A 25,554-nucleotide genomic window follows, 5' to 3' on the forward strand; every position below is an offset into this window, starting at 1 on the left:
CCTCAATAGTATTTTCGCAAGAACAGGAAGCAAGCTATGACGAACACCAAGAGCGCGAGCCACGACCAATGGTATAGGCCATTCTCGAGGACGATCTCCCCGCTGTCGCCGTATATCTTGCCCGCCACCTCGGATATGCAGTAGACCGCACCGTAGTCGTTGCCGACGTAGATCTTCCCGTCAATGACCGTGGGGGAGACCATCGAGTACGAGTCCGCGGAGAAGGGAGTGAGCTGCAGCCTCCATATCTCGCTGCCATCTTCGGCGTCGATCGCCATCACCGCGCCGCCGGTGGGATAGAACGTCCCCGCCGAGTAGTCCATGGCGTAGAGTACACCGTCCGCTAGCGTCAAGGACGCCTTTATCATCTGGTACGCCTGGCTGGTCCAGACGACCCTCCCCTGGAGGTCGAACTTGTATATCGCGGAGACCGCATCGGACCCCGTCCCGTCGGCGCCCCTGAGCTTGGACGAGCCGGAACTCAGCGGAGATATGTACGCGTAAAAGCCGTCCTCGACCGCCACGGGATGATTGCATAGGACGTCCAGCTTCCAATCGTATTCGGAGCCGTCCGCGCCCTTCCCTGTGGCCGCATCGATAGAGATCACGTACCCCGTCAGCGACGACAGGCCCCCATCAGAGCAGCATACGATGAGCTTTCCTTCGCGCGTCACCGCGATGCTGCCCGCGGAACCGGGGGTTCCGGGGTGCGGCTTGTTTTCATCCCTCAGGTCTATGACCTTCTGGACCCATATCTCCTTTCCGGTGGAAGCATCCAATGCGTGGACGTTGCCCCCGTAGCTGCCGATGAACAGCATGCGCACGCCGTCCACATCGGCGATCACTGGGGGATGGTAGTAGAAGCAGCCCCTGGTGCCCGAATAATCGCCCTTGGAGCCCGTGGCCGGCGGGTCATAGTCCCAGAGCAATGAGAACTTTTTCTCAGGGGTCAGGGAATAGCACAACACGCGGCCGTCCGAGGTGCCGAAATATATCGCTCCCGAATCGTAGACCGGGGTGGTCCCGCCGGTGAGGAAGGTCCTGCCGTTCCAGATGATGTCGCCGTTGCCGTCCACGGGATAGCTCATCTCCAGTTTGAGCGTGTCCAGGAGCGTCCCGTCGTAGCGGTCCAGGCAGTACACATCACCATTGGTGGCGGTTATGACGAGCGTGTCCCCGACGATGAGCGGCGTGGTCACCTCGTAGCCCTGTCCGTATGCGTAATGGAACTCCCAGACCAGTTCTCCGGTGTATCTGTCGAGGCAGTACACCCAGGGGTCCCGGTCAGAGCCCGCGGCGCCGTATGATCCCCCCGTGGTGTGGTAGAGGAGGCCCCCGGCCACTACGATCTCGGAGTCCACGAACCCCGTGGAGTACGTCTTGTACCATTCGGGGGGAACGAGCGCGCCCACCGTCCCGTACGAATCAGACACGCTGGATGACGACGAGTCCCCGCCGGCGGATATCCATGCCGTGGGTTCGTCAGGCGTCTCCGCCGGGGTGATGGACCCATCGGGATAGAAGCCGATGGCGAAAGTCCCCCCATCATACTGCCCCCCCATGGCCTCTCCCGGCATCCAGGCCCCGTTCCCGGCATCCCAGACATACAAGTTCCACCGGCAGGTCTGGTCCCCCACGGAGTGCTCGGCCAGGCCGCCGACGGCGGTGATGCCGGACCCGGACACGGACACGCTCAGGCCCAGCTTGCCCGCGCAATCCTGGGCCACCGACGCATACGATCCCTGGGCGGATATGTCGCACCAGTAAGTGGTGCCGTTGCCCATGTCTATGAGCAGCTTCCCGTCCCCCGCATCGGCCGTCGTCATCGGGAGAACGGGTACCATCACCATTAGAAGCACGGCGGCGACCGCCAGCGGCAATGCCTTCATGCCGAGACCCCCCTGCTGTATTTGAGATAGTCGCGGTACGTGTCGTCGAAATATTTCGGGATCACGTCCAGCGGGTCCAGCGATATGAACTTCTCGGGGTTCAATATCTTGGCCATGAGCTCCGTCGCTTCCGCGAGCCTCGGCCCCGGCCTGGACAGTATGTCGTTCGCATCTCCGGAGAAGACATACACCTCCCCGTTCTGGAACGCGGGAGTGGCCTTCCACAATGGATCAAGGGAGTCTAGGAGGCGCTGGTATTCATCCTCCGTCGACACCGGGGTGCTCGACATGATCACGATCGCCTTCGGCTGCTTGGCATAGATCTGCTCCTTGGAGACCATGAACCATGACGAGGACTGCGAATCGAACGCTCCTACCCCTCCTGCGACAGAAATGACGTCAGACATGTACGTCTGGGAACCGGCGGTCCACGGCGACGGGTCGGAGGACAGCGCGACGAAAACCCTTTTATCGGTCCTGCCGGCAATTCCCGAGACCACGTCCACCGCTGAGCGCAGTTCGCGATTCCCGGCGTTGGCGTTCTCCGAAAGCCCCAGGGCGCACCCCACGATCCATATGTTGTCGTACAGCGTGCCCAGGTCGGTCCCGTCGTAGAGGACCACGCAATTTATTCCGGACTTGCGTAGCTTATCGGCCATGGTAACATGCTCTCCCGTGCCGCCGTCGCAGAGGACCAGGTCCGGAGCGAGCTTGATTATCCATTCGTAGTTGGGGTCGGTGTATCCCCCGATGATCGATATGCGGCCGTCCTCCTTGGCGTCGACGATCTCCTGCGGGTAGTTGCTGTACAGGTCCGTTCCGATGATGAGGCCGGCGCCGCCCACAAATGCCACCATCTCCGTCACCGACGGAGCCAGCGTGACCACCCTCAGCCCTTCCTCGCCGGCGGCGCTTCCGCGAGCATAGTTGTAATAGCTGTGCCCCGTGGCGTCCACGCCGGGGATCACGGTATCCGGACCGGACGCGCGCGCCCAGCATAAAATGTTATGCTCCGACGCGTCCACCGACGCCGGGTCCGCCTCGGCCCAGCCGTCCGTGGAGAGAGTGTAGAAAGCCCATTTTACACCGATGAGGTTTACCTGATCGTTCACCGAGTACACGGTGCCGTCGTCCAGTATGCCACATTCATATCCTTGGATGTCGCAGGCAGCCTTGAGGGCGTCATAGCCGTTCATTCCCCCGGTGAACGTCATCTCCGTCCACACCACGTCCCAGTATCCGAAGTCGATGATCATCCCCTGCCTCTGGTCGGCGGATGATGCGGTGAACCCCAGCATCGGTATGGTCGCCAGGACCGCCACCGCGATGACGGCGGATGCGACGAGCTTGACCGTGATGGCGTTCATAGTCTCATGCCAGCAATGACGGGGGAATGTCTTCGGGAGTTACGTCCCACTCAAAGCCTACGCTGTTCACCGAGGTTGTCTGACGGACCAGCGCGAAGTAACAGACCTTGGAGATGTCGAAACCGCCCATGACGGACTGGCTGTACACCCATTTATCCCCGTTCCAATGATACTGCGACCAGTATCTCCAGTCCTTTCCCACCCCCACGTCGGCGAGGCCGAAGAAGGACCATAGCCATCCGTTGGGAGTATTCTCCATGTCCATGTCGAGCTCCCAGCCGAGCCTCTCCGCTACATCCTGGAAAGCGTACGCCGCGTCAATGCCCTCGCCGCACACCCAGAACCCGGCCTGCCTCTCCTCGGCGGTGAGGTAGGAGGTCACGTGGCTGTTGGCATTGTAATCTTCATCGAACTTGATGAAGAACCATACTTTTTGTGCTATGGAGAAATCGGGAGCGGTGTACGAAGTTTTTCCGTCCTTGATCTCCACATCAGACAGCATCAGGGCGATGTGCGTGCGGCCATTCAGTACGATGGCATCGTTCACGGACGATAGCGGGGACCATTTCGCTTTCGACCATGTCCACATGACCCACTTCTGATCCTCCCCGGCCATCACGCCGTCAACGGAGGAAACTTGGCCCGCGGAGTTGAACACCACGTTCTCGATTGCGTTGTCGAACAGCTCCCTCAACGAGGAACCCTGGGCCTTTTTCTCAACTTTTTCCCCGTCCAGCATATAATAAACGGTGACCCTGTCGTCGACGGCGGGGTCCTCATTATTACCGGTGTCCCCATCGTTAAGGTTCCCTATCACAACATAGACGAGAGCCCCCGAAACCATGAGGGCCGCTATCACCAATGCGATCGTTATTTTTTATCCATGGCATTTCCCGCCTGGAAGGGCGGCCCATGATATCGTTCAGATAATGGGCGGCATTATCGGCTTCTCGCATTGGAATTATGGTTGTATTAATTAAAAGTATTGGATGGATAATCCAATATTAATATGAGTTGGATATTGCATCCAACTAATGCCTGAATAAATGTTATTTATCTTGGACCTCTGCCTGAAGGTGAGCCGTTCCCCAGCCGCCTAGAATGCCGGCGGGGTCATCTTTCGGGTGGGACGGACGACCGTCTGGCTAGCCAAGTTTTTATCCGCCCAAATGCGAGGCGTTGGCGCTCTTCGATCGATCGTCATTGCGATTTCATTTTTCTGTATCAATTGTACCGACAATATTTTAATAAATATCAATCGTTCAAGTGGAGGATACATCCATATCGCTTATTATATTGGATGTTACATCCAATCCGGTACGAATGAACATGGGAGAAGGCGGTTAAAATGATAGCATCAATTTGGAGAAAAACGGCTGCCATCGGCATGGTGGTCGCCATCATGGTCATGGCAATACCATTGATGGATCTCAATGCGGCGGCTGATGAAGAAGACTATTGGTTCTACGTTGACCTAACGCCTGACTATGAGCTGAACGGCGAGTGGATCCAAGGTACCGGGCCGACCCCGGCCGAGGCATTCATCAATGCTGTGAACGCTAGATATGGCGCAGAGAACAACGATATCGATCCAAGTGGTTGGATAACTAAGGTCGACGGTTTAGCTACAGAAGGTGTTTGGGGAGGTACCTGGGAGTACTTTAACTGGGCCCATTTTGGATATGTTGATGGCGTGTTCGATCTCGATGCGCACCTAATGGGGGGAGCGAAGCCAACTACCAACAATCAATATGCGATTTTCAGGACCCAGTACGTATGGGTTGAGATAATCTCGTATGAGGGCGCTAGTACTCTAACTGAAGCGGAGGTCCTCGGAACCGCCGAGTACGGTGATGCTGCCACATGGCCGCAGGTCATGGGCCCTGTTCCTGATGACTACACCCCTAAAGCTGTCTCCGCCACCTATGACGGAACCGAGTGGAATGTAGTATGGTATATCCTTCCTAACGCCCAGCTCAACCATGTTGACGAGTATGCTAAACTTACCGTTCCGGCATATGGATACGCGCAGCGGGATGAAGCGGCGGGGTTGGAGCCCTATGTCCCCGGAATATCCACAGACTTCATCACCGACGTCACCAGAGGCTACGCCCCACTGACGGTGCAGTTCACTGACAGGACCTTGGACGCCGGGGATTGGCAGTGGGACTTCGGCGACGGGACCAGCAGCACAGACCAGGATCCTTCGCACACATACAGCACGCCGGGCAGATACACCATTACTCTGACCACGACCAATGCCGGCGGCAACCACAATGCGAGCAGGACCGTGACTGTGGAGCAGGCGACCGAACCCGGTGCCCCCACCAATCTGGCGGCCGCAGCCGGTGACAGCCAGGTCGTCCTGACCTGGAACGCTCCCGCGAACGACGGAGGCGCCTCGATATCCCACTATGTCGTCTATAAGGACGGCGTCAGCATCGGCACGTACACGGGGACCTCCGCTGCCATAACCGAGCTGACCAACGGCAACCAGTACAAGTTCACTGTCGCCGCCGTCAACTCGGTCGGAGAGAGCGAGAGGTCCAATGAGGCTACCGCTACACCGAACGATGATGTCGAGGGCTTCACACCGGATACGGAGTTCCAGGTGACCGCCACATCCGATGTCAATGGCAGATTGAGCGTCACGTATGATCCCACCGTACTGAGATTCATGTCGGCCACCGGCGCGACGAGCATCGTCAACACGGAGGGAGCGGCACATATTACAACCGCAGGCGCGAACGGACCGGTGGAAGTAAAGTTCGCGGTCGTAGAGAACGCACCGATCGGACTTACCACGGTCACCCTGAACGGGGAGAGCAAGGTCTTCAACATCGTTCCCGGCGAACCTGCGATCTACAGCTCCTTCGTGATCGTCGAGCAGGACGAAGCGCGGAACATCGCGAACGTGTCTCTCTATAAGGTCTCCCAGATCGCCGGGTTCAAGCTGGTGTTCCACTACGACAGCGGCACTCCAGTCATGAACGATCTGGCCGGGCTCGGCTCCAGGGGCAGCGTTTCCACGGCGGTCGACGAAGCGGGTAAGACCATCACCGTGGTCTGGGCCAGTTCGGACAATGTCAACTTGAAAGGCATATTGTTCTCGATCAGCGGCGCCAGCGGCCTTGCGCTGTCGCCGGCCGAGGCCGATCTCAGGCACATCACGGATGACCTCAGTGTAAGCGTCCGAGTGGATGTCGGAGTAGCCAGCAGCTACGAGGACGCAGTGGCTCGTGATCCCAACCCCAGTACGGACCTGAACAATGATGGAGCGACCGATCTCGCGGACCTCATCCTGCTGATGCAGCACCTCGCCGGTTATGAGGTGAGCATCGACGGGGACAACGCGGACCTCGATGGCGATGGGGTCGTGGACATCCGTGACGCGATAGTCCTGCAGGACCTCATAACCGTGGCATGAGGAGCGGGGTGAGTTCAGACGATCGAGAAGATATTTAGAGGCTCGGCCTCAGGCGGTGGCTCCGGCCACCGCCAATCGTTTACCATAACAATGTCCGAGCGGAGCTCAGGACCGCAGAGAAATCATCACATGCGAAGACAGGGCAGAACACACTGGGCAACGATCGCCCGGTTCAGGAAATAAGAAGAGAACTGAGGAGGAATAAGATGACAGAACACAAAGTCGAAACAGTGCTCATATCATTGATACTGTTCGTTAGTATCATCGCTCCACTGGTCGCTGTCGATCTAGGCAGCGCCGCGAGCGATTGGCCCAGCGTACCGGGGAACAATGAGAATCCCTGGATCTCGGATGCATTGTCCCCCACTATCGATGAAGATCTCGCCATCAAGTGGAGCGTTATCGGGGCTACGTCGGGCATGAGCGGATGGGAAGTCCCCAGTACGGCGATTACGGTGGGCGACTATGCCTATTATTATGATCAGCTCAATAAAAAGCTAATGAAAGTCCACATCGAGGACGGCGCAGAGGCGGCTTCCGCGCCCCTGACGGCTAGCGGGTATAACTTGCCAGTAACCTATGGCAACGGCAAATTGTTCGTGCCCATGATCAATTCCAAAGTCAGCATCTACGACGCGGACACGATGGAAAAGATAGGGACCACGGATACGAAGTTAACGAAATGGAACGGCATGCAGGGACCCGTGACATATTATGATGAATACATATATCTCGGGACCTACGGCAGCACATATCCTGGTATCGACTTCGCGTGCTTCCATGATAACGGCACATTGGCATGGTCGTTGGACGGCGGAGGCTGGGGATACTCACTGGCCCCCCAGTTCATCGAGGTCGGCGATAAGACCTACTGCGTAGTAGCCTCTAAAGGCTACGGGCAAGCAGGGATCACCGACGGAGGTTCCACAATCTATGTCCTGGACCCTGCCACTGGATATGAGTATAGCAGGGTAAAGATCAGCGATGAATACAACCAGGGAGGCATCTCGCATTACGAAGGCCGCATATATGTGGCCACCCAGAACGATGCCGCGACGGCCACTCACATACATTCATATGTCGTGGGAGCGGACGGCTCACTGTCCGACGAGAAGGTCTGGACCTCCAGCCTCACCGGTGGCACCCAGAGCGCGCCGGTGATCTACAACGACCGCATCTACCTCGGAAGCGGCGGGGCCACCATGGGCGCCAACAGGAACATCGAGGTCATCAGCATCGGCAGCGACGGCAGCATGACCTCGGTATACGACATACCAATAAAAACGAAGGGTACGCTCACCCTGACAACCGCGTATGCCACCGCCGAGAACGACTACACTGTCTACCTGTATGTCACGCCGTACGACGGCACGAGCACAAACCCAGACATATACATCATTAAAGACAGCGCACATCAGACGGCCGCGCATTACAAGGGGATCGAGCTGCCCGGAGAGGGGGACCAGTACTCCTTCAACAGTGTGACCATATCCAGCCAGGGGTATCTCCTGTTCAAGAGCGACGTAGCTCTGTGGTGCGTGGAGGCGGTACGCGAAGAGTCCACACCAGGTACGGAGTTCCAGGTGTCCGCTTCGTCCGATGCCGATGGAAAACTGATCGTCACGTACAATCCCTCTGCATTGAGGTTCGTATCGGCCACTGGTGCGACGAACATCGTCACTGCTGAAGGAACGATCACCATCACGACAGCGGGCGCGAACGGACCGGTGGACGTAACGTTCGAGGTCGTGGAGGACCCGCTTGTAGGACCTACTAAGGTAACCTTGAATGGGGCCGATGAGGTCTTCAAGATCGTTCCTAGGACCTTCGCACCCGGCATTCCCACCAACCTGGCGGCCGCCGCCGGCAATGGCCAGGTCACCCTGACCTGGAACGCCCCCGAGAACAATGGGGGCGAGGCGATAAGAGGATACATCATATACGTGAACGGCTACAAGTTCAGCACTTACACCGTCGGCGAGTACAACGAGACCGCAACAACCATAACCGGGCTGACCAACGGCAGAGAATATACTATCACCATATCTGCCTTCAACCCGACGGGGGAGAGCGGCAGGTCCGTCGAGATCAAGGCTACGCCGACCGATGTGGTGATCGTTCCTGAGGTCCCCAGTGCCCCCACCAATCTGGCGGCCGCAGCCGGTGACAGCCAGGTCGTCCTGACCTGGAACGCTCCCGGCAGCAACGGGGGCGCCGCGATCACTCACTACGTCGTCTACCGGGACGGCACCAAGATCGACGGCATGTTCACCGGGACGACAGCGACCGTAACCGGGTTGACCAACGGCAACCAGTACAAGTTCACTGTCGCCGCCGTCAACTCGGTCGGAGAGAGCGAGAGGTCCAATGAGGTCTCGGCCACGCCGGTCGCTCCGGCCTCCACTTACACTTATAAAATAAGCGGAGGCACAGTGGAGATCACCAAATATACTGGGTCAGGAGGCATAGTGGAGATACCCAGCACGATCGAGGGATTGCCCGTTACTGCCATCGGCACCAACGCGTTCCAGAACAAGGCCACTCTGACCTCGGTCACGATACCGGACAGCGTGACCAGCATCGGCACCCAGGCATTCATGGGATGCTCTGGCCTTATCTCGGTGAGCATAGGCAGTGGTGTGACTAGCATCGGGACCAACGCATTCTACAAGTGCGCCGCCCTGACCTCCGTTACCATCCCGAGCAAAGTGATCAGCATCGGTACCAATGCGTTCCGGGACTGTACCGCCCTGACCGAGATCAACGTTGACGCCGACAACACCGCATTCAAAAGTGTCGATGGCGTGGTGTACAACAAGACCGTAACCACCCTGATACTGTGTCCTGCGGGATGGTCCGGTTCGCTGACCATACCTAGCAGCGTGACCAGCATCGGCGACAGCGCGTTCATGGGCTGTGCCGGCCTGACCGAGGTGATAATGCTAAGCAGTGTGACCAGCATCGGAACAGGTTCGTTCAACGGTTGCACTGGCCTGACCTCGATCGCGATACCAGGCAGTGTTACGAGCATCGGGAACAACGCGTTCAGCGGATGCACCAAGCTGGCCGCGGTAACGATACCGAACAGCGTCATTAGTATCGGGACTAGCGCGTTCAGCGGATGCACCAAGCTGGCTTCGGTCACCATAGGCAGTGGTGTGACCAGCATCGGAGACTACATGTTCCGGTATTGCTACGCCCTGACCTCGGTCATTATCCCGAACAACGTGAACACCATCGGCAATAACGCGTTCCAAGGGTGCAACAACCTGACCACAGCGACAATAGGCAGTGGTGTGAACAAGATCAGCAACAGCGCGTTCAGCGGATGCACCAAGCTGGCCGAGATCATCGTTGACGCCGACAACGCAGTATACAGAAGCGTAGAGGGCATAGTATACAACAAGACCGTAACCACTCTGATACTGTGTCCTGCGGGATGGTCCGGTTCGCTGACCATACCTAGCAGCGTGACCAGCATCGGCGACAGCGCGTTCAGCGGATGCACCAAGCTGGCCGCGGTAACGATACCGAATGGCGTGATCACCATCGGCGAAGACGCATTCACCGGCTGTATCGGTTTGACCACGGTCACTATTCCAAGCAGCGTGACCACCATAGGTGAAGATGCGTTCACTGGCTGTACCGCCCTGGCCGAGATCATCGTTGACGCCGACAACGCAGTATACAGAAGCGTAGAGGGCATAGTATACAACAAGACCGTAACCACTCTGATACTGTGTCCTGCGGGATGGTCCGGTTCGCTGACCATACCTAGCAGCGTGACGAGTATCAATAGCGAAGCGTTCCTTGGCTGCACCGGTCTGACCTCGGTCACGATACCGGGCAGTGTGACCAGCATCGGCGCGAAAGCGTTCCAAGAGTGCACCGCCCTGGCATCTGTCACGATAGGCAACGGGGCCGGCACCACCATCGGCACGCAAGCGTTCTCCTACTGCCCGGTCCTGAGCATAGTGACCATAGGCAGTGGTGTGACTAGCATCGGGAACAGTGTGTTCAGGGACTGCCCCGCCCTGACCTCGATCGTCATACCGAACAGCGTGACCAGCATCGGTACCAATGCGTTCGCATACTGCACCGGCCTGACATCGGTCACAATCGGCAACGGGGTCGCCAGCCTTGGACAATACACATTCCAAGGGTGCACCGCCCTGGAAAGACTGGTCATAGGCAGTGGCATGATCAGCATCGGCAACGACGTGTTCTATGGATGTACCGGTCTGATCACGGTCACGATACCGAACAGCGTGACCGGCATCGGGAACAACGCGTTCTACGGATGTACCGGTCTGACCAAGGTCATCATAGGCAGTGGTGTCACTACCATCGGCAGCTCTTTCTCCGGCTGCACCGCCCTGACCACCGTGGTGTTCACCGGCAATGCACCGACATCGGTCAGCAGCGCTTGGGTCAGAAATGTTCCCAATCCGGTAGTTCACTACCATCTGGGTGCCGAAGGGTTCACCACGCCGACCTGGAATAACGTCGCGTGCTATCCTCTGGCCATACCTGATTTCGAGGCCGACGTAACTTCGGGCAACGCCCCGCTGACGGTGCAGTTCACCGACAAGAGCCTAGGCGCCGCATCGGTGCAATGGGACTTCGGTGACGGAACCACCAGCACCGCCTGGGACCCGTCGCATACGTACAGTGCACCGGGCACATACACGGTCACCCTGACCACGATAAATGCCGGTGGTGGCAGCACCCAAACCACCATGACCGTGACCGTGATCGCGCCGCCCGTAGAGTTGCCCGTAGGGACCGAGGTCATGGTGTCTGCTTCGTCCGATGCCGATGGAAAACTGATCGTCACGTATGACCCCACCGTACTGAGGTTCGTATCGGCCACTGGTGCGACGAACATCGTCACTGCTGAAGGAACGATCACCATCACGACAGCGGGCGCGAACGGACCGGTGGACGTAACGTTCGCGGCATTGGCGAACCTGGGACCTACCACGGTCACCCTGAACGGGGAGAGCAAGGTCTTCAACATCGTTCCCGGCGAACCTGCGAGCTATAGCTCGTTCGTAATCGTAGAACAGGACGGCCAGCAGAACACCGCGGATGTCTCGCTCTACAAGGTCCCCAAAGTCGCCGGCTTCAAGCTGGTGTTCCACTACACTGGCGGAACTCCGGTCGTTAGCGACCTGGCCGGGCTCGGTGCCAAGGGTATCTTCTCGACAGCGGTCGACGAGGTTGGCAAGACGATAACCATAGTATGGGCCAGTTCGAGGAACATGGTCCCGAGCGGCATCTTGTTCTCGATCAGCGGAGCTGACGGCCTGACACTATCGCCGGCCGATGCCGAGCTCAGGTACATCGCGGACGATGTAAGTGTCAGTATCCAGGTGATCGTCGGAGTGGCCAGCAGCTACGAGGACGCTGTGAGTCAGGATCCCAACCCCGCTCCCGCCGCTGACCTGAACGGGGATGGGGAGACGAACCTCGCGGACCTCATCCTGCTGGTGCAGTTCCTTGCCGGTAACGAGGTGAACATCGACGAGGACAGCGCGGACCTCGATGGCGACGGGATAGTGGACATTCGTGACGCGATAGCCCTGCAGGAGATCATAACCGTGGCATGAAGGACGTGAGCTCGAAGGGCTAAACATCTTTGAGGCTCGGCCTCAGGCGGTGGCTCCGGCCACCGCCAATCGTTTACCTCGAAGGTCCCGAGCGGATCTCGGAGCTATGGAGAATCAGATACATGCTAAAACAGAGCAGAACGTTCCGAGCGATGACCACGCCCCCCATGGTCACTCTCGTGCTCAATGTAAATACGCAGTTCAGGACAAGAGAAGAATTTGAAAAGGAGGATTCTTATGACAAAGCACAATGATAGAGCGGCGATCCTGTCGCTGATACTGGCCGCATGTTTCATCGCTCCGCTGTTCGCTGCCGGCCAGAGCAGCGCCGCGAGCGATTGGCCCAGCGTACCGGGAAGCAACGAAAGCCCCTGGATCTCGGATGCATTGTCCCCGACGATCGATGATGGTCTCGCCATCAAGTGGAGCGTTATCGGAACTACGTCTGGGATGAGCGGATGGGAAGTCCCCAGTACGGCGATTACGGTGGGTGACTATGCCTATTATTATGACCTCCTCGCAAAGAAATTATTGAAAGTCAACATCGAGGACGGCACGGAAGTAGCTTCCGACGACCGGACCATAGTTGGGATGTACAATGTGCCGCTGACTTACGCCAACGGCAAATTGTTCGTGCCCCAATACAAGGCCGGTGTGGTTAATGTTCTGATCTACGACGCGAACACAATGGAAAAGATCGGGGAAACGCCGTCGTCCAACAGGCTGCTTAAGGGGAACGGCATGCAGGGGCCCGTGACCTACTACGACGGGCGCATCTACCTCGGGACCTACGGCGGCACCGCCGTGGGCATGGACTTCGCGTGCTTCACCGAGAACGGCGAATACGTGTGGGGAATGGACGGCGGGAGCTGGGGATACGTGATGATCCCACAGTTCATCGAGGTCGGCGATAAGACCTACTGCGTAGTAGCCTCCAAAGGCTACGGGCAAGCAGGTGTCACCGACGGAGGCTCTACGGTTTACGTCCTGGATCCAGCCACCGGGCAGGAATACAGCCGGGTTAAGATCAGCGACGAATACGTACAGGGAGGCATCTCCAGCTACGAGGGCCGCGTGTATGTGGCAACCCAGAACGATGTCGCGTCGGTCACGCATATACACTCTTATGTCGTAGGAGCGGACGGCTCGCTGTCAGATGAGAAGGTCTGGACCTCTAGCCTCACCGGCGGAACGCAAAGTGTACCGGTGATCTACAACGACCGCATCTACCTCGGAAGCGGCGGGGCCACCATGGGCGCCAACAGGAACATCGAGGTCATCAGCATCGGCAGCGACGGCAGCATGACCTCGGTATACAATATACCGATCAAAACGAAGAGCTCGCTCTCTCTGACCACCGCCTATGCCACCGCCGAGAATGACTATGCTGTCTACCTGTACTGCACGCCGTACGACGGCATGGATGACAATCCAGAGGTATGTATTATTAAGGACAGCGCACATCAGACGGTCGCGAAGTATAAGGAGATAGAGCTGCCCGGCGAAGGGGACCAGTACTCCTTCAACAGCGTGACCATATCTGGTCAGGGATATCTCCTGTTCAAGAGCGACGTAGCTCTGTGGTGCGTGGAGGCAGTACACGAAACGGACCCCATATTGAGAGCTTCGTCCGTTTCGGGCACAGTGGGCGATACGGTCACCGTCAATGTCAGCATCGAGAACAATCCAGGGATCCTGGGCAGCGTGCTCAATGTGACATATGATCCCAACGTGCTCGAAGTACTATCCGCGAAGGCGGGGAATATCAGTTCCAACGTGCTATTCTATGCCAACACGGAGGAACCGGGCAAGGTCAAGATGAGCTGGTTGCCCAGCGAGGGAGTCTACACTGACGGCTCGATAATGGTGATCGAGTTCAAGATAAAAGAGACGACGGCAGGGTCTACATCGATATCGATCAAGGACGGTGGAACGTCCGATCTGGACAAGAACCTCATCTCTGCACGGATCGTCAACGGGACCGTCACGATCGCCTCCACGCCGCCGGCTGAGAATCCTTCGACGGACGATGACGCCCCAAAGTCGAACGACGACCCGCTGCTCATCGCGATCACCCTGGTCGCCGCAATAGCGGTGATAGGGGCTGCGTTCGCCTTGTTCTGGAAAAAGAAGAGGAACGGCGGAATGACTCAGAAGTGAAGGATCGCTTCCCCAACAACCGGCGGGGACTTGCCGACCCCGCCTATTTTTTTCTATCGACCCCCGGCAAGACCTATCGCGGATCATTATGCACAGCGACGGAAATGCTGCCCCCTGATCCAGCGCATCGACAAGAGCGGGCGGAGATGCGGCCCGGCGCTGCCGGGGCCCCCACGCGGACACGGCGGTACGGATCCGGGCCGGCCGATCGACCCCGATATAGAAGTGAGCTTCGGATGCGGATAAGGGAGCTGACCTATGCCAGCTTGGCCCGGTCGAACCCTTTTGCCCCGAACGGTTTGGTGGCGTCGATGGCGACCTTGGAGGTTGTCCCCTCGGACGATGGGTCCAGGGAGGAGCCGGCGGCGTTGTTCACCACCATCAGGGAGCGGGAGGCCTGGAACCTAGTGGCCTCGGCCCACTCCACATCCCGGTCATCGAAGATGTCGATGTCCTCGTCCACGATGGTGACCTTCTTCATGGAGGGATGCCCGGAGAACGCCGCCATGGCGGCGTTGATCCCGTCCCCCTCCTTGTTCTTGGTGATCGATACCACGCCGTGGAGCCAGCAGCAGCCGCCCTCGGTCAGCCGCACCCCGTGCACCTTTGGGACGACCTGGTTCACGGTGCGATAGATTATGGGCTCCCGGGGAAGGCCCATGAGCATGTAGTGCTCGTAGCCTCCAGGCAGAAGCAGGTGGAACAGGGGGTCCTTGCGCATGTAGAGGCGGTCGACCTCGAATATGGGCGCCTTCCTTACCGAGTCGTAGGTCCCGGTGATGTCCATGAAGGGGCCTTCATCGACCATGCGGGAGGTGATGCGGCCCTCGAACACTATCTCCGAGGCCGCCGGGACCATCAGCCCGTTGTTGAGCTTGGCGACCTCCAGCCCGCTGCCCTTGGTCCTCTCCCGGAGGGAGTTGGCGATCCTCATCTCGTCGGTGCCGTAGTCGGTGGAGATGGCCGCTGCCAGCAGGACCGGCGGGCACACCCCCATGCAGAACGCCACGGGCAGCTCCTTTCCCTGGGCCTGCGCGTTCTTCCACATGGTGTAAAGGTGCCGGGGGACCAGCCTGAGCGCGAAGCTCCTCTCATCGTGCAGCTTCATGCGGTGGAAGGACAGGTTCCTCTTGCCCTCGTACTCGGCGACCGCCACGGCGGAGGTGATGTACCTGCCCTGATCGCCGGGGAAGTACTTGGGTATCGGCAGCTTGGTAAGGTCGAACTCCGTCCTCACGTCGTCCATGAACGCTCCCTCCTTGGCGACCTTTGGTTCAGAAGGGTTGGCCATGGCCTCCAGCATCTTGGGGATGAGCTGCTCCTTGGTTATGTCCAGAGCGCCGGAGATCCTCTCCCTGGTGCTCCATATGTTGCCGGCGGCCCGCATGCCGGCGAGGTTCTTGAATATGACCGGAGTGGTCTGGTTCTCCGCGAGTATCTTGGATACCTCATACTCCAACGGAACATCGCGATCGATGGTTATGGTGTCCTTCATTTTGGCGAGAACGTCCCTCACGGCCATGGCGGGTAATCGCCCCCCAGCTTATAAATACGGATGGGGGCCGGGCGCGACGAGCACATCCGGAATATGGCCGCTGAGCGAGGGTCGCCGGAAGAGCCGGTTCGTGCTGCGCGGACGAAATCTATTTCGTGGCATTGCCCATCTCTTTTTCGGCACCGTGAAAAGATGAAGATAGAACGCCTGACCATCCGAGGGCCGGATAACTGCATCCCGGCCGTCATCATCTTCCCCTCAAACCCGCTGGGAGGAGCGGCCATCGCTCATGGCTACGGCGGAAGCAAGGAGGAGCAGCTGGGATTGGCATGGCGGATCGCCGAGGCCGGCCTGGTCGCCTGCGCCATCGATCTCCGAGGACACGGCCAGAACCCCATGCCGCTGGACGAGAACGTCATGGGGGATATGGAAGCGGCCATCCGCTACCTGCGAAAGTACGGGAAGGTCGCGGCCGTCGGCCATTCCATCGGAGGCCGCCTGGCGCTCACCAGCAGCGCCGACCATGCCATAGGCATTTCTCCCCCGCTCGATCATACATACTGCGCCAGGACCCAGGAGCAGCTGCGGAAGTTCAGGAGCTACCGGGTGCGGCCGGACGACCCCATGGTGGTCTTCGACATCCTCGCTAAGATGCCGGAGTGGCAGGCGAACAGCGATAACAGGGCCATGATCATTTATGGCACCAGGGACGTTCCAGAGATCGCCGAGGCCTGCGGGGCGCTGGGGCCACATCAGGCCAACGTGGTCAGGGCGGATGACGCGCTGCATGGCGACACCTACCTACTGGAGGCTGCCTTCGACGCCGTCACCAAGCAGATCTCCAGATGGTTCGGCGATGGAAAGGTGCGCGCCGCGGACGCCCCGATCGAGGGCTCATGCGGCGGGGCCGGAACGCCGAACGACGCCGGCGCGTGATCCGACGAGCGAGCGGCGCGATGCCGCGCTGGTCCAAGAACGCCTACCATATGCTGACCCTGCCCGCCTCCACAGGGAGATGCTTCACGAACTCCCGCAGCATCCTTTCCGTTAACGACCTGGGACCCGGATCGTCCTGGTACCCCACGGTGATCGACATGCGGCCGTTGAACGTGGAAACGACGAAGCAGGCGCCGGGCATGTACAGGCCGGGATAGCATACGTATGCGTCGACCAGCCCGTCGACCGGCGGGAGCTCCAGGCGGCCGGGGTTGGACAGGAAGATGTTGGCCAGGCCATCCTCCCGCATCTGGGCCATTCTCTCCACCAACCTTTGGACGGCCGTGCCTTCCGGGTCGCAGCTCCTATCGAACTCGACCTGCTCCGGGATGCCGAGAGATCCTTCCTTCAGCTTCCTGGTGGCGCCGATGACCTTGTCAAGTATCTCACCCGCGCCTTCCTCCGGCTCCCGGTTCAGCTGAAAGCAGACGTTCGCCGATTGGTTCGATAAGAGCTTTGGATCGCCATTCAGGTGCTGCCTCAGGTTCACGGGGAAGCACACCGTCCGCGGCCCCACATGGCCGGTGATCTCGCTCATGGAGAGGAAGTAGGCGGCGAGAAGGGCGTCGTTCACCGTCCCCCCGCGGGCGCGGACCACCTGTCTTATCCTATCCACTTCGTCCGGGCCGATGACCGCGCGGTGATATGTGGACGGCGCCTTGGACGGGCCGCAAAGAGCGGGCCACATGGCTTTGGTTATATCCGAGCTGACCGGCCGCTCCTCCGGTCTCCCGTCAAGCAGGCCGGCCGTCCAGAGGGTATCCCTCTCCGGGAGGCCGTCTTCCGCCGCCTCTATCGACGAGGGATCCCGGTACGCGCCCATCAGCGCACGGGCCAGTCCCATCAGCCCAAAGGCATCGGAGGCCGCATGCGCCATGCTCAGCACCGCCACGTCCCTCTTCGGGGAGCGCAGCAGCCGGAGCTCGGCCTGCCGGGGAAGGTACGGGTCGATCCCTTTAGCCACCAGGGGCCGGTAGTCGCCGCTCACCTCCAGCAGGGGCACGTCGCTATCCTCTTCTCGCCTTCTGATATGCTCCCAGTAGGCCGGGCCGTTCCCCCTGACCATCCTGGAAGACAATATAGGAAAAGCATCCAGGCATCCGGAGAAGGCTTCCTCCAGCCTCTCGCGGTCCGCCCGGCCCTCGAACTCCAGGACCGCGATCATGGTGGCGTCCCCCATCAGCCGCAGGGAATCGGTGAACATGTCCAGGGACGAGGCGGGGCGGCGGCGCATGGCCCGAGAATACCTGGTCCGACGATAAAACGTCCGGTCGAGGCCGCCCGCCCTCTTTTCCGCGCCCGCTCGCAGAAAGGCTAAAAAGAATGATGCCCCATGGGCGGGATGATGTCCGCCGATCTGAGAGAGGTCGTCAAGAAGTACACGCTGCAGAACGCCGCCCTGTTCGGGGGCAAGGCCAATCCCAAGGCCGTGCTCGGCAAGGTGCTGGCAGAACAGCCTGAGCTTCGCTCCAGGGCCAAGGAAGTGGCCGCCGCGGCGGAAGAGGCCGCCCGCGAGGTGCAGGCCATGCCCTTCGATGACATCTGCAGGATGGTCGGGGACATCGACCCGAACCTACTGAAGAAGACCAAGTGCGAGAAGAAGCATGTCCTGCCCGACCTGCCCGGCGCGGAGGAGGGCAAGGTGGTCATGCGCTTCGCGCCCGGTCCCTCGGGACCTTTGCACCTGGGCCACACCAGGGTGGCGATCCTCAACGATGAGTATGTCAAGAGGTACAAGGGAAAGTACATCAACCGCCTGGAGGACACCAACCCCGACAAGATCGATCCCGACGCCTATAAGATGATCCCGGAGGATCTGGAGTGGCTCGGCATACACGTGGACGAGACGGTCATCCAGAGCGACCGCTTCGAGATCTACTATGACTATGCGGGCAAGCTCATCGACCTGGGCAAGGCGTACGTGTGCACCTGCCAGGCCGACACCTGGAGAAAGCTGAAGGAAGAGAGCAAAGCATGCCCGCACCGTGACCAGTCCCCGGAGGAAGCGCACGCTCTGCTGGACAAGATGCTCTCCCGCGGGTTCAGGGAGGAGGAGGCGGTCCTCGTGGTCAAGACCGACCTGAAGCATCCCAATCCCGCGGTCAGGGACTTCATCGGGCTGAGGATCGTGGACTCGGTCCCCCACCCCCGGACCGGGACCGAGTACACCGTGTACCCCATGATGAACTTCTCGGTCGCCATCGATGACCATCTGCTCGGCCTCACCCACGTCATCAGAGGCAAGGACCACCTCAACAACACCCTGAGGCAGGAGTACATCTTCGATTACTTCGGCTGGAAGAAGCCGTGGTACTTCCACTACGGGCTGGTGCGCATACCGGAAGCGATCCTCAAGACCTCTACCGTGGGCAAGGGGATCAAGAGCGGCGAGTACTCGGGATGGGACGACGTGCGCCTGGGTACGGTGCGCGCCATGGCCAAGAGGGGCATCTCGGCCGAGGCCATACGCAGCTACTGGCTGGACGTGGGCATGAAGGAAGTGGACATAGAGTTCGCCTGGGACAACCTGTACGCGTTCAACAAGCAGATCATCGACCCGGTGGCCGACCGCTACTACTTCGTGTGGGACCCCCAGGAGCTGGAGATCGTCGGGGTGGATAAGCTGGAGTCCCGCTCGCCCCTTCATCCCGATCACCCCGAGAAGGGCGTCAGGCACCATGTCCTCGCCCCGCCCCTAAAGGTCTACATTACCGGCGACGACCTGGCCGGGTTCAGGGAGCGCGGCACCGTGCGCCTGAAGGACCTGTGCAACCTGCGCTGGGACGGCGAGAGGGGCGTGTACACCGGCAACGACCATAATGTGCTACGCGAGGGAGTGAAAATAGCGCATTGGGCCCCCGTCGACGGCGTGGAATGCGAGGTGATGATGCCCGACGGCACCGTCAAGAAGGGCATCGCCGAGAAGCTGCCTTCTCAGGAAGAGGGGAAAGTAGTACAGTTCGAGCGGTTCGGCTTCGCCAGGATAGAGACGGTGGCCCCGATGATCAGGGCCTACTTCACCCAGAACTGAGGTCGAAGCGGAACGCCCGGGGCGCGCCCCGGGCTCAGCCCCTGATCTTCTGGATCTGCCTGCTCTCCTCCGCCTCGAACTCCTTGTCGAGCTTCTCCTTGTCCTCGGCGGCGATCATCTCGTCAAGAAGCGGGAAGATATTCCCTTCCTCGATCTGGAAGTGCAACGAGATCATGTTGTTCAATACCACCAGCTTGGGGAGCCAGGTCTCCTCGTTGACCTTTACGTCGGCCAGGTCCCTCATCAAGTTCCTGATGACCCGGTGCTCCTCCATTGACTGCAGGGCGATGGGGCGGACGTCGAGGTCGGTGGAGATGGCCTGGTAGATGGAGGCCTCCTCGCCCTTCTCGTGGGCCTCCACCTTGGCCATGAGGTCGAGGTATTCCCTCGCGTATTTGTCCACGTTGTCTATCGGGCCGTTCAGAAGCTCGTTCAGGTCCCCCAGTATGCCACGGTGCTCCGACCTTATGCGCTCGATGATGTCCATTGGTACACCTTCTCCTTAGCAGAATTCGTGGGAGAGCGGAGTATATGTGAATATCGGCATCGATGGCTCTGGATGCGCCTAGATGTCCCTGAACGGGACTATGTCGCAGCAGGTGCACTCGTGGCACATGGTGTGGAACGTCCTGGTGTCAAGACCGTGCTCCTCCAGTATGCGCTTGTGCCCCTTGGCCAGGCGCAGGATGCGGTCCGGCGATATCGGCTCCAGGGGGCCGAGGGCCTCGATCATGGGCCCACGGTTGATGTCGTTCAGCCGCAGGGGGCGGAGGGTGGCCACGCACCCCAGCTGGGCCAGCGCCCTGACGCCGTCCAGCACGTTCTGGTCGCTCTCTCCCATCCCTACGATAATGTTCGAAGCCACCTTTCCCTTCCCAAACACCCTGCCGGCGTGGGCGATGGCGGCCATGATGCGCTCGAAGTCCTGCTCCCCGCACACCTTCTCGAAGATGCCGCGGTCGTAGGTCTCGATGTTGATCTTGATCTCGTCGGCCCCGGCGCCTTTCAGCTGGTCGATCTGTGCCAGGTCGTCAACGTACGGCTCCACCCCGATGGGCACGTCGGGGTGGGTCTTCCGCACCTCCGAGATGACGTAGGCCATCCTGTCCACGGTCCCCTGCGGCGCCGCCACCACCGCCGAGGTCAGCGCCACGGCCCTGAAGTCAGGGCGGGCCGCCGCGCGGCGTATCAACGCCACGATCTTATCGGGGTCCAGGCCCTTGTCCATCCTCTCGTCCAGCCGGGGGGAGGCGCAGAACTTGCAGTTGTAGATGCACCGCGTGCCAAGGTTGAAGAACGCCTGCTCCGGCGCGTGGAACACCACCGGCTCGATCTCCACGCTCTCGATGAACATCTCCCCGTTCCTCAAGAGGGAGTACACCGGACCTGCCCCGACGAGCTCGAACTCCCCCTCCTCCGTCGATATGGCCTTTTTGACCCTGGCGCCCTCGAACGCCAGCACTATGGCGGCAGAGCCGGCCCCGGGGCCGGCGGTGGACCTCGACAGCGGGAACGGGGGGCGGAAATCGGACGATACTTTGACGGGCCCGCCGGCGAGCAGAGCGGCCTTCTTCCCGGCCCTTATCCAGAGCTCCTCTTCCATTTTACCCCCTCCGAGGTATCCTGGAGCTCGATCCCCTTCTCCTTGAGCCTGTCCCTTACTTTATCGGCGAGGTCGTACTGCTTCCGCTTCCTCAGCTCGTTGCGCACCTCGATCAGGATCTCGATGATCTCCCCGGACCGGTCCTCCTGCGCTGCCTCCTCGGAAGGCAGGATGCCGAACACAGTGTCCACTTCCCCCAGCACGTGAAGGATGTTCTCCACTCCTTCGTTGCTGAGCTTTCCCTCGGCCAGCAGACGGTTCGTCTCCCTGACGAGGTCGAACATGGCGGAGACCGCGGCCCGGGAGTTGAAGTCCTGGTCCATGGACTCGATGAACTGCCCGCGGAAGGTGCTCACCAGCGCCTCGGCGTTATCGTCCCCTTTTGTTTTGCCGAGGGCGGCACGCAGCTCATGAACGGTGTTGTGCAGCCTCTTCAGGCTGGCCGCGGCCTCTTCCAGCGCCGCTTCGGAGTACACCTGGGGCCCGCGGTAATGGGCCGACAGCACGTAGAACCTGATCTCCTGCCGGGTGCGCTTCTTCAGCACGTCCCTCAGGGTGAAAAAGTTCTTCAGGGACTTGGACATCTTGGCGTCCTGCACCTGCAGCATGCCATTGTGGACCCAATAGTTGGCCAGAGGCTTACGGTTGGCCGCCTCGGACTGCAGGATCTCGTTCTCGTGGTGGGGGAAGATGAGGTCATTGCCGCCCCCATGGATGTCGATCGTCTCCCCCAGGTACTCGGTGCACATGGCCGAGCATTCGATGTGCCACCCCGGGCGCCCTTTCCCCCAGGGGCTGTCCCAGGCTATCTCCCCGGGCTTGGCGGCCTTCCACAGCGCGAAGTCATAGGGGTTCCTCTTCATCTCGTTGACCTCGACCCGCGCCCCCGCCTGCATGTCCTCCAGCTTCTGGCCCGTAAGCCGCCCGTAGTCCTGGACCTTGTCCACCGAGAAGTACACGCTCCCGTCCTCGCTGACGTACCCGAAGCCGTTATCGATGATCCTCTGGGTCATCGCTATGATCTCGGCGATGTTCTCCGACGCCTTGGGGTAGTCATCGGCCCTGTTGACCCCCAGCGCGTCGACGTCCTCGAAGTAGCGCTTTATGTACATGCTGGACAGGGCCAGGGGGTCCATGCCCATCTCCGCAGCGCGATTGATGATCTTGTCGTCCACATCTGTGAAGTTGGTGAGGTGGGTGACATCGTACCCGCGGTAGCGCAGGTACCGGGCGATCATGTCGAACACGATGATGGAGCGGGCATGGCCCATATGGATGTCGTCATACACGGTCACGCCGCACACGTACATCTTGACCCGCTTGTCGTCGATAGGCCTGAACTCCTCTTCCCGCTTGGTGAGAGTATTGAATATCCTGAGAGCCACTGGTTCCCCCTCGCTCATTTAGGTTGACAAGAACAACTATGGCTTATTGAGCTTTTCCTCAAGCTCGCTGACCCGGCGCTCCACCCGCTCGATGGAGGCGCATATATCGTCGAGCGCCTCCACCAGGGGGTCTGGCAGATTCTCCCGCCGCACCTCGATGCGCTTCTCTTTCTCCCCATTGCGCTTGACCACTTTCCCGGGGATCCCGACCACGGTGCTGTTGGGCGGGACGTCCTTCACTACCACCGACCCGGCGCCGATCTTGGAGCCGGCCCCGATGACGATGTTGCCCAGCACGGTGGCGTGGGCTCCCACTACGACGTTGTCCTCCAGGGTCGGGTGTCTCTTCTCTTTTGAAGTGCTCACCCCTCCCAGCGTCACCCCCTGGAAGATGGATACGTTGTCCCCGATCTCGGCCGTTTCCCCGATGACCACGCCGGTGGCGTGGTCGATGAAGAACCCCTTGCCGATGGTCGCGCCGGGATGGATGTCGGCGCCGGTTAGGACCCTCGCCCAGTAGTTGACGGCCCGGGCGGTCTTGTAGTGCCCGTTCATGAAGAAGCGGTGCGACACGCGGTGGAGGATGATGGCGTGAAGGCCGGGGCTGAACATCAGCGCCTCGCCGAACGACCTGGGCGCGGGATCCCGTGCCAGGACCGTGTTAACGTCGTCCTTCCAGCCCATAAGCATGTGCATGAGCTTGTAGACTATGATATATTTTGCCCCGTGACCGCCCCTCCGCCCGCATGCTCCAGTCGCCGATGCATAGCGATTTATAGCAGCCTCGTAATTACTATGCAAAAAATGGTGCATATGTATGTTTAACATTATGCATATTAAAGAGAGCGCCCCGGGAATCGGGGCGGCCATTACCGCCATGGCGGACCGTTTCATCGAGAGCGGATTGAGCAAGATCGTGACCTGGAGCGGCTGGGAGTCATATGGCAGAACGGGCGAGGCGGCATCCCAGGGCGGGGTCAAGATAGTCCTAACCGCATCGAGCATCGAGATGAGCGATTTCAACCTCAACCCCTTCCTGGCCTTCGCCGGAGGGTTTCCCCAGGTACTGGTCCAGAAGAAGCTCTATCCCCCTGTCCCGTCGAACGAAGATGGCTCGGCCAAGTTCGCGCCGTATGGACTGAGGAAGGTGGAGTCCCTTCTGATCGACGAGTTCGGAGAGGAGAACGTTGTTGTCACGCACCCCCACAACCTCCACCGCTTCATCGGGCCGAACACCGAGATAATCGGGATCACCACCATGGACCCACTGGGGACGGGGTTCGTGAGCAGGACCTACACCAGCATCCTCGGCCTGAACGGGAGGTCGGCCACGCTCGCCGAGTTCGAGGACCTGATGAACGATCCCAGCATCAGGGGCTCGAAAGCGAAGGTCATCGTGGGAGGCTCCGGCGCGTGGCAAATATCCGAACTGAAGATGCAGGACGCCTTGGGCGTGACTTCCGTTCTGATGGGGCAGGCCGAACGCTCGCTCCCCGCGATCATGCGGGACATCCTTCGCGGGAGCGTGCCGGACCGCACGATCCCCATGGACACGCCATCCCCTGACGAGGTTCCGCTGATAAAGAAGCCGGCCATATACGGCACGGTCGAGATCATGCGGGGATGCGGGCGAGGATGTTCCTTCTGCTCCCCGACGCTGCGCCATTGCCATTCCTTCCTCCTCGACCACATCGTAAAGGAGGCGGAAGTGAACGTGCGGGGCGGGACCAGGATGATCATCCTCCAGACGGACGATGTGTTCCTGTACCGGGGAAAGGAGCGGTTCCTACCCAATAAAGAGGCCATCGTGGGCCTGTTCAGGGCCATGGGGATGATCGAGGGCATGGAATACCTCCAGGTCGCCCACGCCTCGCTCGCTCCGGTCGTATACGATCCGTCCATCGTCGAGGGGATAGCCCCTCTTCTGGTGGACAGGTCCACCTGGACATGCCGGAACAAGCGCTGCGCGTCCGTGGAGGTGGGCATCGAGAGCGGGAGCCCCCGCCTGATGCGGCAGCACATGCGCGGCAAGATGCTACCCTACCCGCCGGAGCAATGGCCGGACGTGGTGGTCAGGTCCATAGAGATACTGAACGATCACGACATTTACCCACTGGCGACATTGATCCTCGGACTGCCGGGGGAAACGGATGAGGACATCCATGCCACCGTTGAACTCCTGGAGCGGCTGGACGGCTCGAAGCTGTTCTACGTCCCCCTCCTGTTCACGTCGGAAGAGGAGTCCAAGCTCAGACAGCAGCGCCATGGGGCCCTCAGAGATCTCGACGAAGATCAATGGGGCATCCTCTCCAGCTGCTGGAAGCACAACATCGATGTGTGGAGCCCCGAGAGGGCGAGGTCGATCTTGCTGGCCAGCACCATGTCCGGCCCCTATTTTTGGATGAAGCATGGGAGCAAGGTCCTCGCACCGATCCTGAGGGTCTCCGGTCTCGAGGACCGGCTGATCGGAAGGAAGGCCGCGATCCCGTGCCAGCCCAACTTTTGCACGCCGGAGATCCAACCCATCGAGGATGCCATGTACGAGAAGACCGAGGAGTGACCTCATGTCGCATATCGAGACGGGGGAGG

Annotated in this window: 15 protein-coding genes; 6 read left to right on the forward strand and 9 right to left on the reverse strand. The window is 59.9% G+C overall.

Features of this window, described 5'->3' with window-relative positions:
• Positions 1-2: 2 nt before the first annotated feature.
• Genes WYS_RS05270 through WYS_RS05280 form a run of 3 tightly spaced genes read right to left on the reverse strand, consistent with a single transcriptional unit; the run spans position 3 to position 4,100 of the window.
• Positions 3-1,889: an outer membrane protein assembly factor BamB family protein gene (locus tag WYS_RS05270; RefSeq protein WP_020424287.1), complete on the reverse strand. Its 1,887-nt coding sequence runs from the start codon at positions 1,887-1,889 to the stop codon at positions 3-5.
• On the reverse strand, positions 1,886-3,256 hold the full coding sequence (locus tag WYS_RS05275) for an ABC transporter substrate-binding protein (protein WP_019177123.1): 1,371 nt from the start codon (positions 3,254-3,256) through the stop codon (positions 1,886-1,888). The genes WYS_RS05270 and WYS_RS05275 overlap by 4 nt, the downstream gene beginning before the upstream one ends.
• Before the next feature lie 4 nt (positions 3,257-3,260).
• Complete coding sequence (locus WYS_RS05280) at positions 3,261-4,100, reverse strand: hypothetical protein (RefSeq protein WP_147654447.1); 840 nt, start codon at positions 4,098-4,100, stop codon at positions 3,261-3,263.
• A gap of 504 nt (positions 4,101-4,604) precedes the next feature.
• Between WYS_RS05280 and WYS_RS16225 the strand changes: the two genes are divergently transcribed.
• The 3 genes from WYS_RS16225 (at position 4,605) to WYS_RS05295 (ending at position 14,455) form a co-directional block, all read left to right on the forward strand.
• Positions 4,605-6,683 (forward strand): PKD domain-containing protein, encoded by a 2,079-nt coding sequence (locus WYS_RS16225; protein ID WP_081579841.1) that lies wholly within the window; start codon positions 4,605-4,607, stop codon positions 6,681-6,683.
• A 206-nt stretch (positions 6,684-6,889) separates the two neighbouring features.
• A complete protein-coding gene (locus tag WYS_RS05290) occupies positions 6,890-12,295 on the forward strand; it encodes a leucine-rich repeat protein (protein WP_081579842.1) in 5,406 nt (1,801 codons plus the stop codon).
• Between the two features lie 237 nt (positions 12,296-12,532).
• Positions 12,533-14,455, forward strand: a complete 1,923-nt coding sequence (locus WYS_RS05295) for a cohesin domain-containing protein (protein ID WP_081579843.1) — start codon at positions 12,533-12,535, stop codon at positions 14,453-14,455.
• 256 nt (positions 14,456-14,711) lie between these two features.
• On the opposite strand, the gene WYS_RS05300 is transcribed toward WYS_RS05295, so the two are convergent.
• The gene (locus tag WYS_RS05300; RefSeq protein WP_019177129.1) at positions 14,712-15,977 is read right to left on the reverse strand and encodes a UbiD family decarboxylase; all 1,266 of its coding nucleotides are present in this window, start codon (positions 15,975-15,977) and stop codon (positions 14,712-14,714) included.
• A 165-nt stretch (positions 15,978-16,142) separates the two neighbouring features.
• Here WYS_RS05300 and WYS_RS14490 point away from each other — a divergent pair, with 165 nt between their 5' ends.
• Complete coding sequence (locus WYS_RS14490) at positions 16,143-16,886, forward strand: alpha/beta hydrolase (RefSeq protein WP_019177130.1); 744 nt, start codon at positions 16,143-16,145, stop codon at positions 16,884-16,886.
• Between the two features lie 43 nt (positions 16,887-16,929).
• On the opposite strand, the gene WYS_RS05310 is transcribed toward WYS_RS14490, so the two are convergent.
• On the reverse strand, positions 16,930-18,180 hold the full coding sequence (locus tag WYS_RS05310) for a hypothetical protein (protein WP_019177131.1): 1,251 nt from the start codon (positions 18,178-18,180) through the stop codon (positions 16,930-16,932).
• A gap of 99 nt (positions 18,181-18,279) precedes the next feature.
• On the opposite strand from WYS_RS05310, the gene WYS_RS05315 reads away from it, so the two are divergent.
• Positions 18,280-19,977, forward strand: a complete 1,698-nt coding sequence (locus tag WYS_RS05315; RefSeq protein WP_019177132.1) for a glutamate--tRNA ligase — start codon at positions 18,280-18,282, stop codon at positions 19,975-19,977.
• A 34-nt stretch (positions 19,978-20,011) separates the two neighbouring features.
• On the opposite strand, the gene WYS_RS05320 is transcribed toward WYS_RS05315, so the two are convergent.
• The 4 genes from WYS_RS05320 to cysE all read right to left on the reverse strand — a co-directional run bounded on the left by WYS_RS05320 (position 20,012) and on the right by cysE (position 23,655).
• Positions 20,012-20,464 carry a hemerythrin domain-containing protein gene (locus WYS_RS05320; protein ID WP_019177133.1) on the reverse strand — a complete coding sequence of 151 codons (453 nt, stop codon included), beginning with the start codon at positions 20,462-20,464 and terminating at the stop codon, positions 20,012-20,014.
• A 78-nt stretch (positions 20,465-20,542) separates the two neighbouring features.
• The gene (locus WYS_RS05325) at positions 20,543-21,580 is read right to left on the reverse strand and encodes a radical SAM protein (protein ID WP_019177134.1); all 1,038 of its coding nucleotides are present in this window, start codon (positions 21,578-21,580) and stop codon (positions 20,543-20,545) included.
• On the reverse strand, positions 21,559-22,983 hold the full coding sequence (cysS, locus tag WYS_RS05330; RefSeq protein ID WP_019177135.1) for a cysteine--tRNA ligase: 1,425 nt from the start codon (positions 22,981-22,983) through the stop codon (positions 21,559-21,561). Before cysS ends, WYS_RS05325 begins: the two co-directional genes overlap by 22 nt.
• An 18-nt stretch (positions 22,984-23,001) precedes the next feature.
• On the reverse strand, positions 23,002-23,655 hold the full coding sequence (cysE, locus tag WYS_RS05335) for a serine O-acetyltransferase (protein WP_026068840.1): 654 nt from the start codon (positions 23,653-23,655) through the stop codon (positions 23,002-23,004).
• Between the two features lie 139 nt (positions 23,656-23,794).
• Between cysE and WYS_RS05340 the strand changes: the two genes are divergently transcribed.
• Positions 23,795-25,525 carry a B12-binding domain-containing radical SAM protein gene (locus tag WYS_RS05340; RefSeq protein WP_019177137.1) on the forward strand — a complete coding sequence of 577 codons (1,731 nt, stop codon included), beginning with the start codon at positions 23,795-23,797 and terminating at the stop codon, positions 25,523-25,525.
• Positions 25,526-25,554: the final 29 nt, after the last annotated feature.

The organism is Methanomassiliicoccus luminyensis B10 (genome assembly GCF_000308215.1).
Lineage (GTDB): Archaea > Thermoplasmatota > Thermoplasmata > Methanomassiliicoccales > Methanomassiliicoccaceae > Methanomassiliicoccus > Methanomassiliicoccus luminyensis.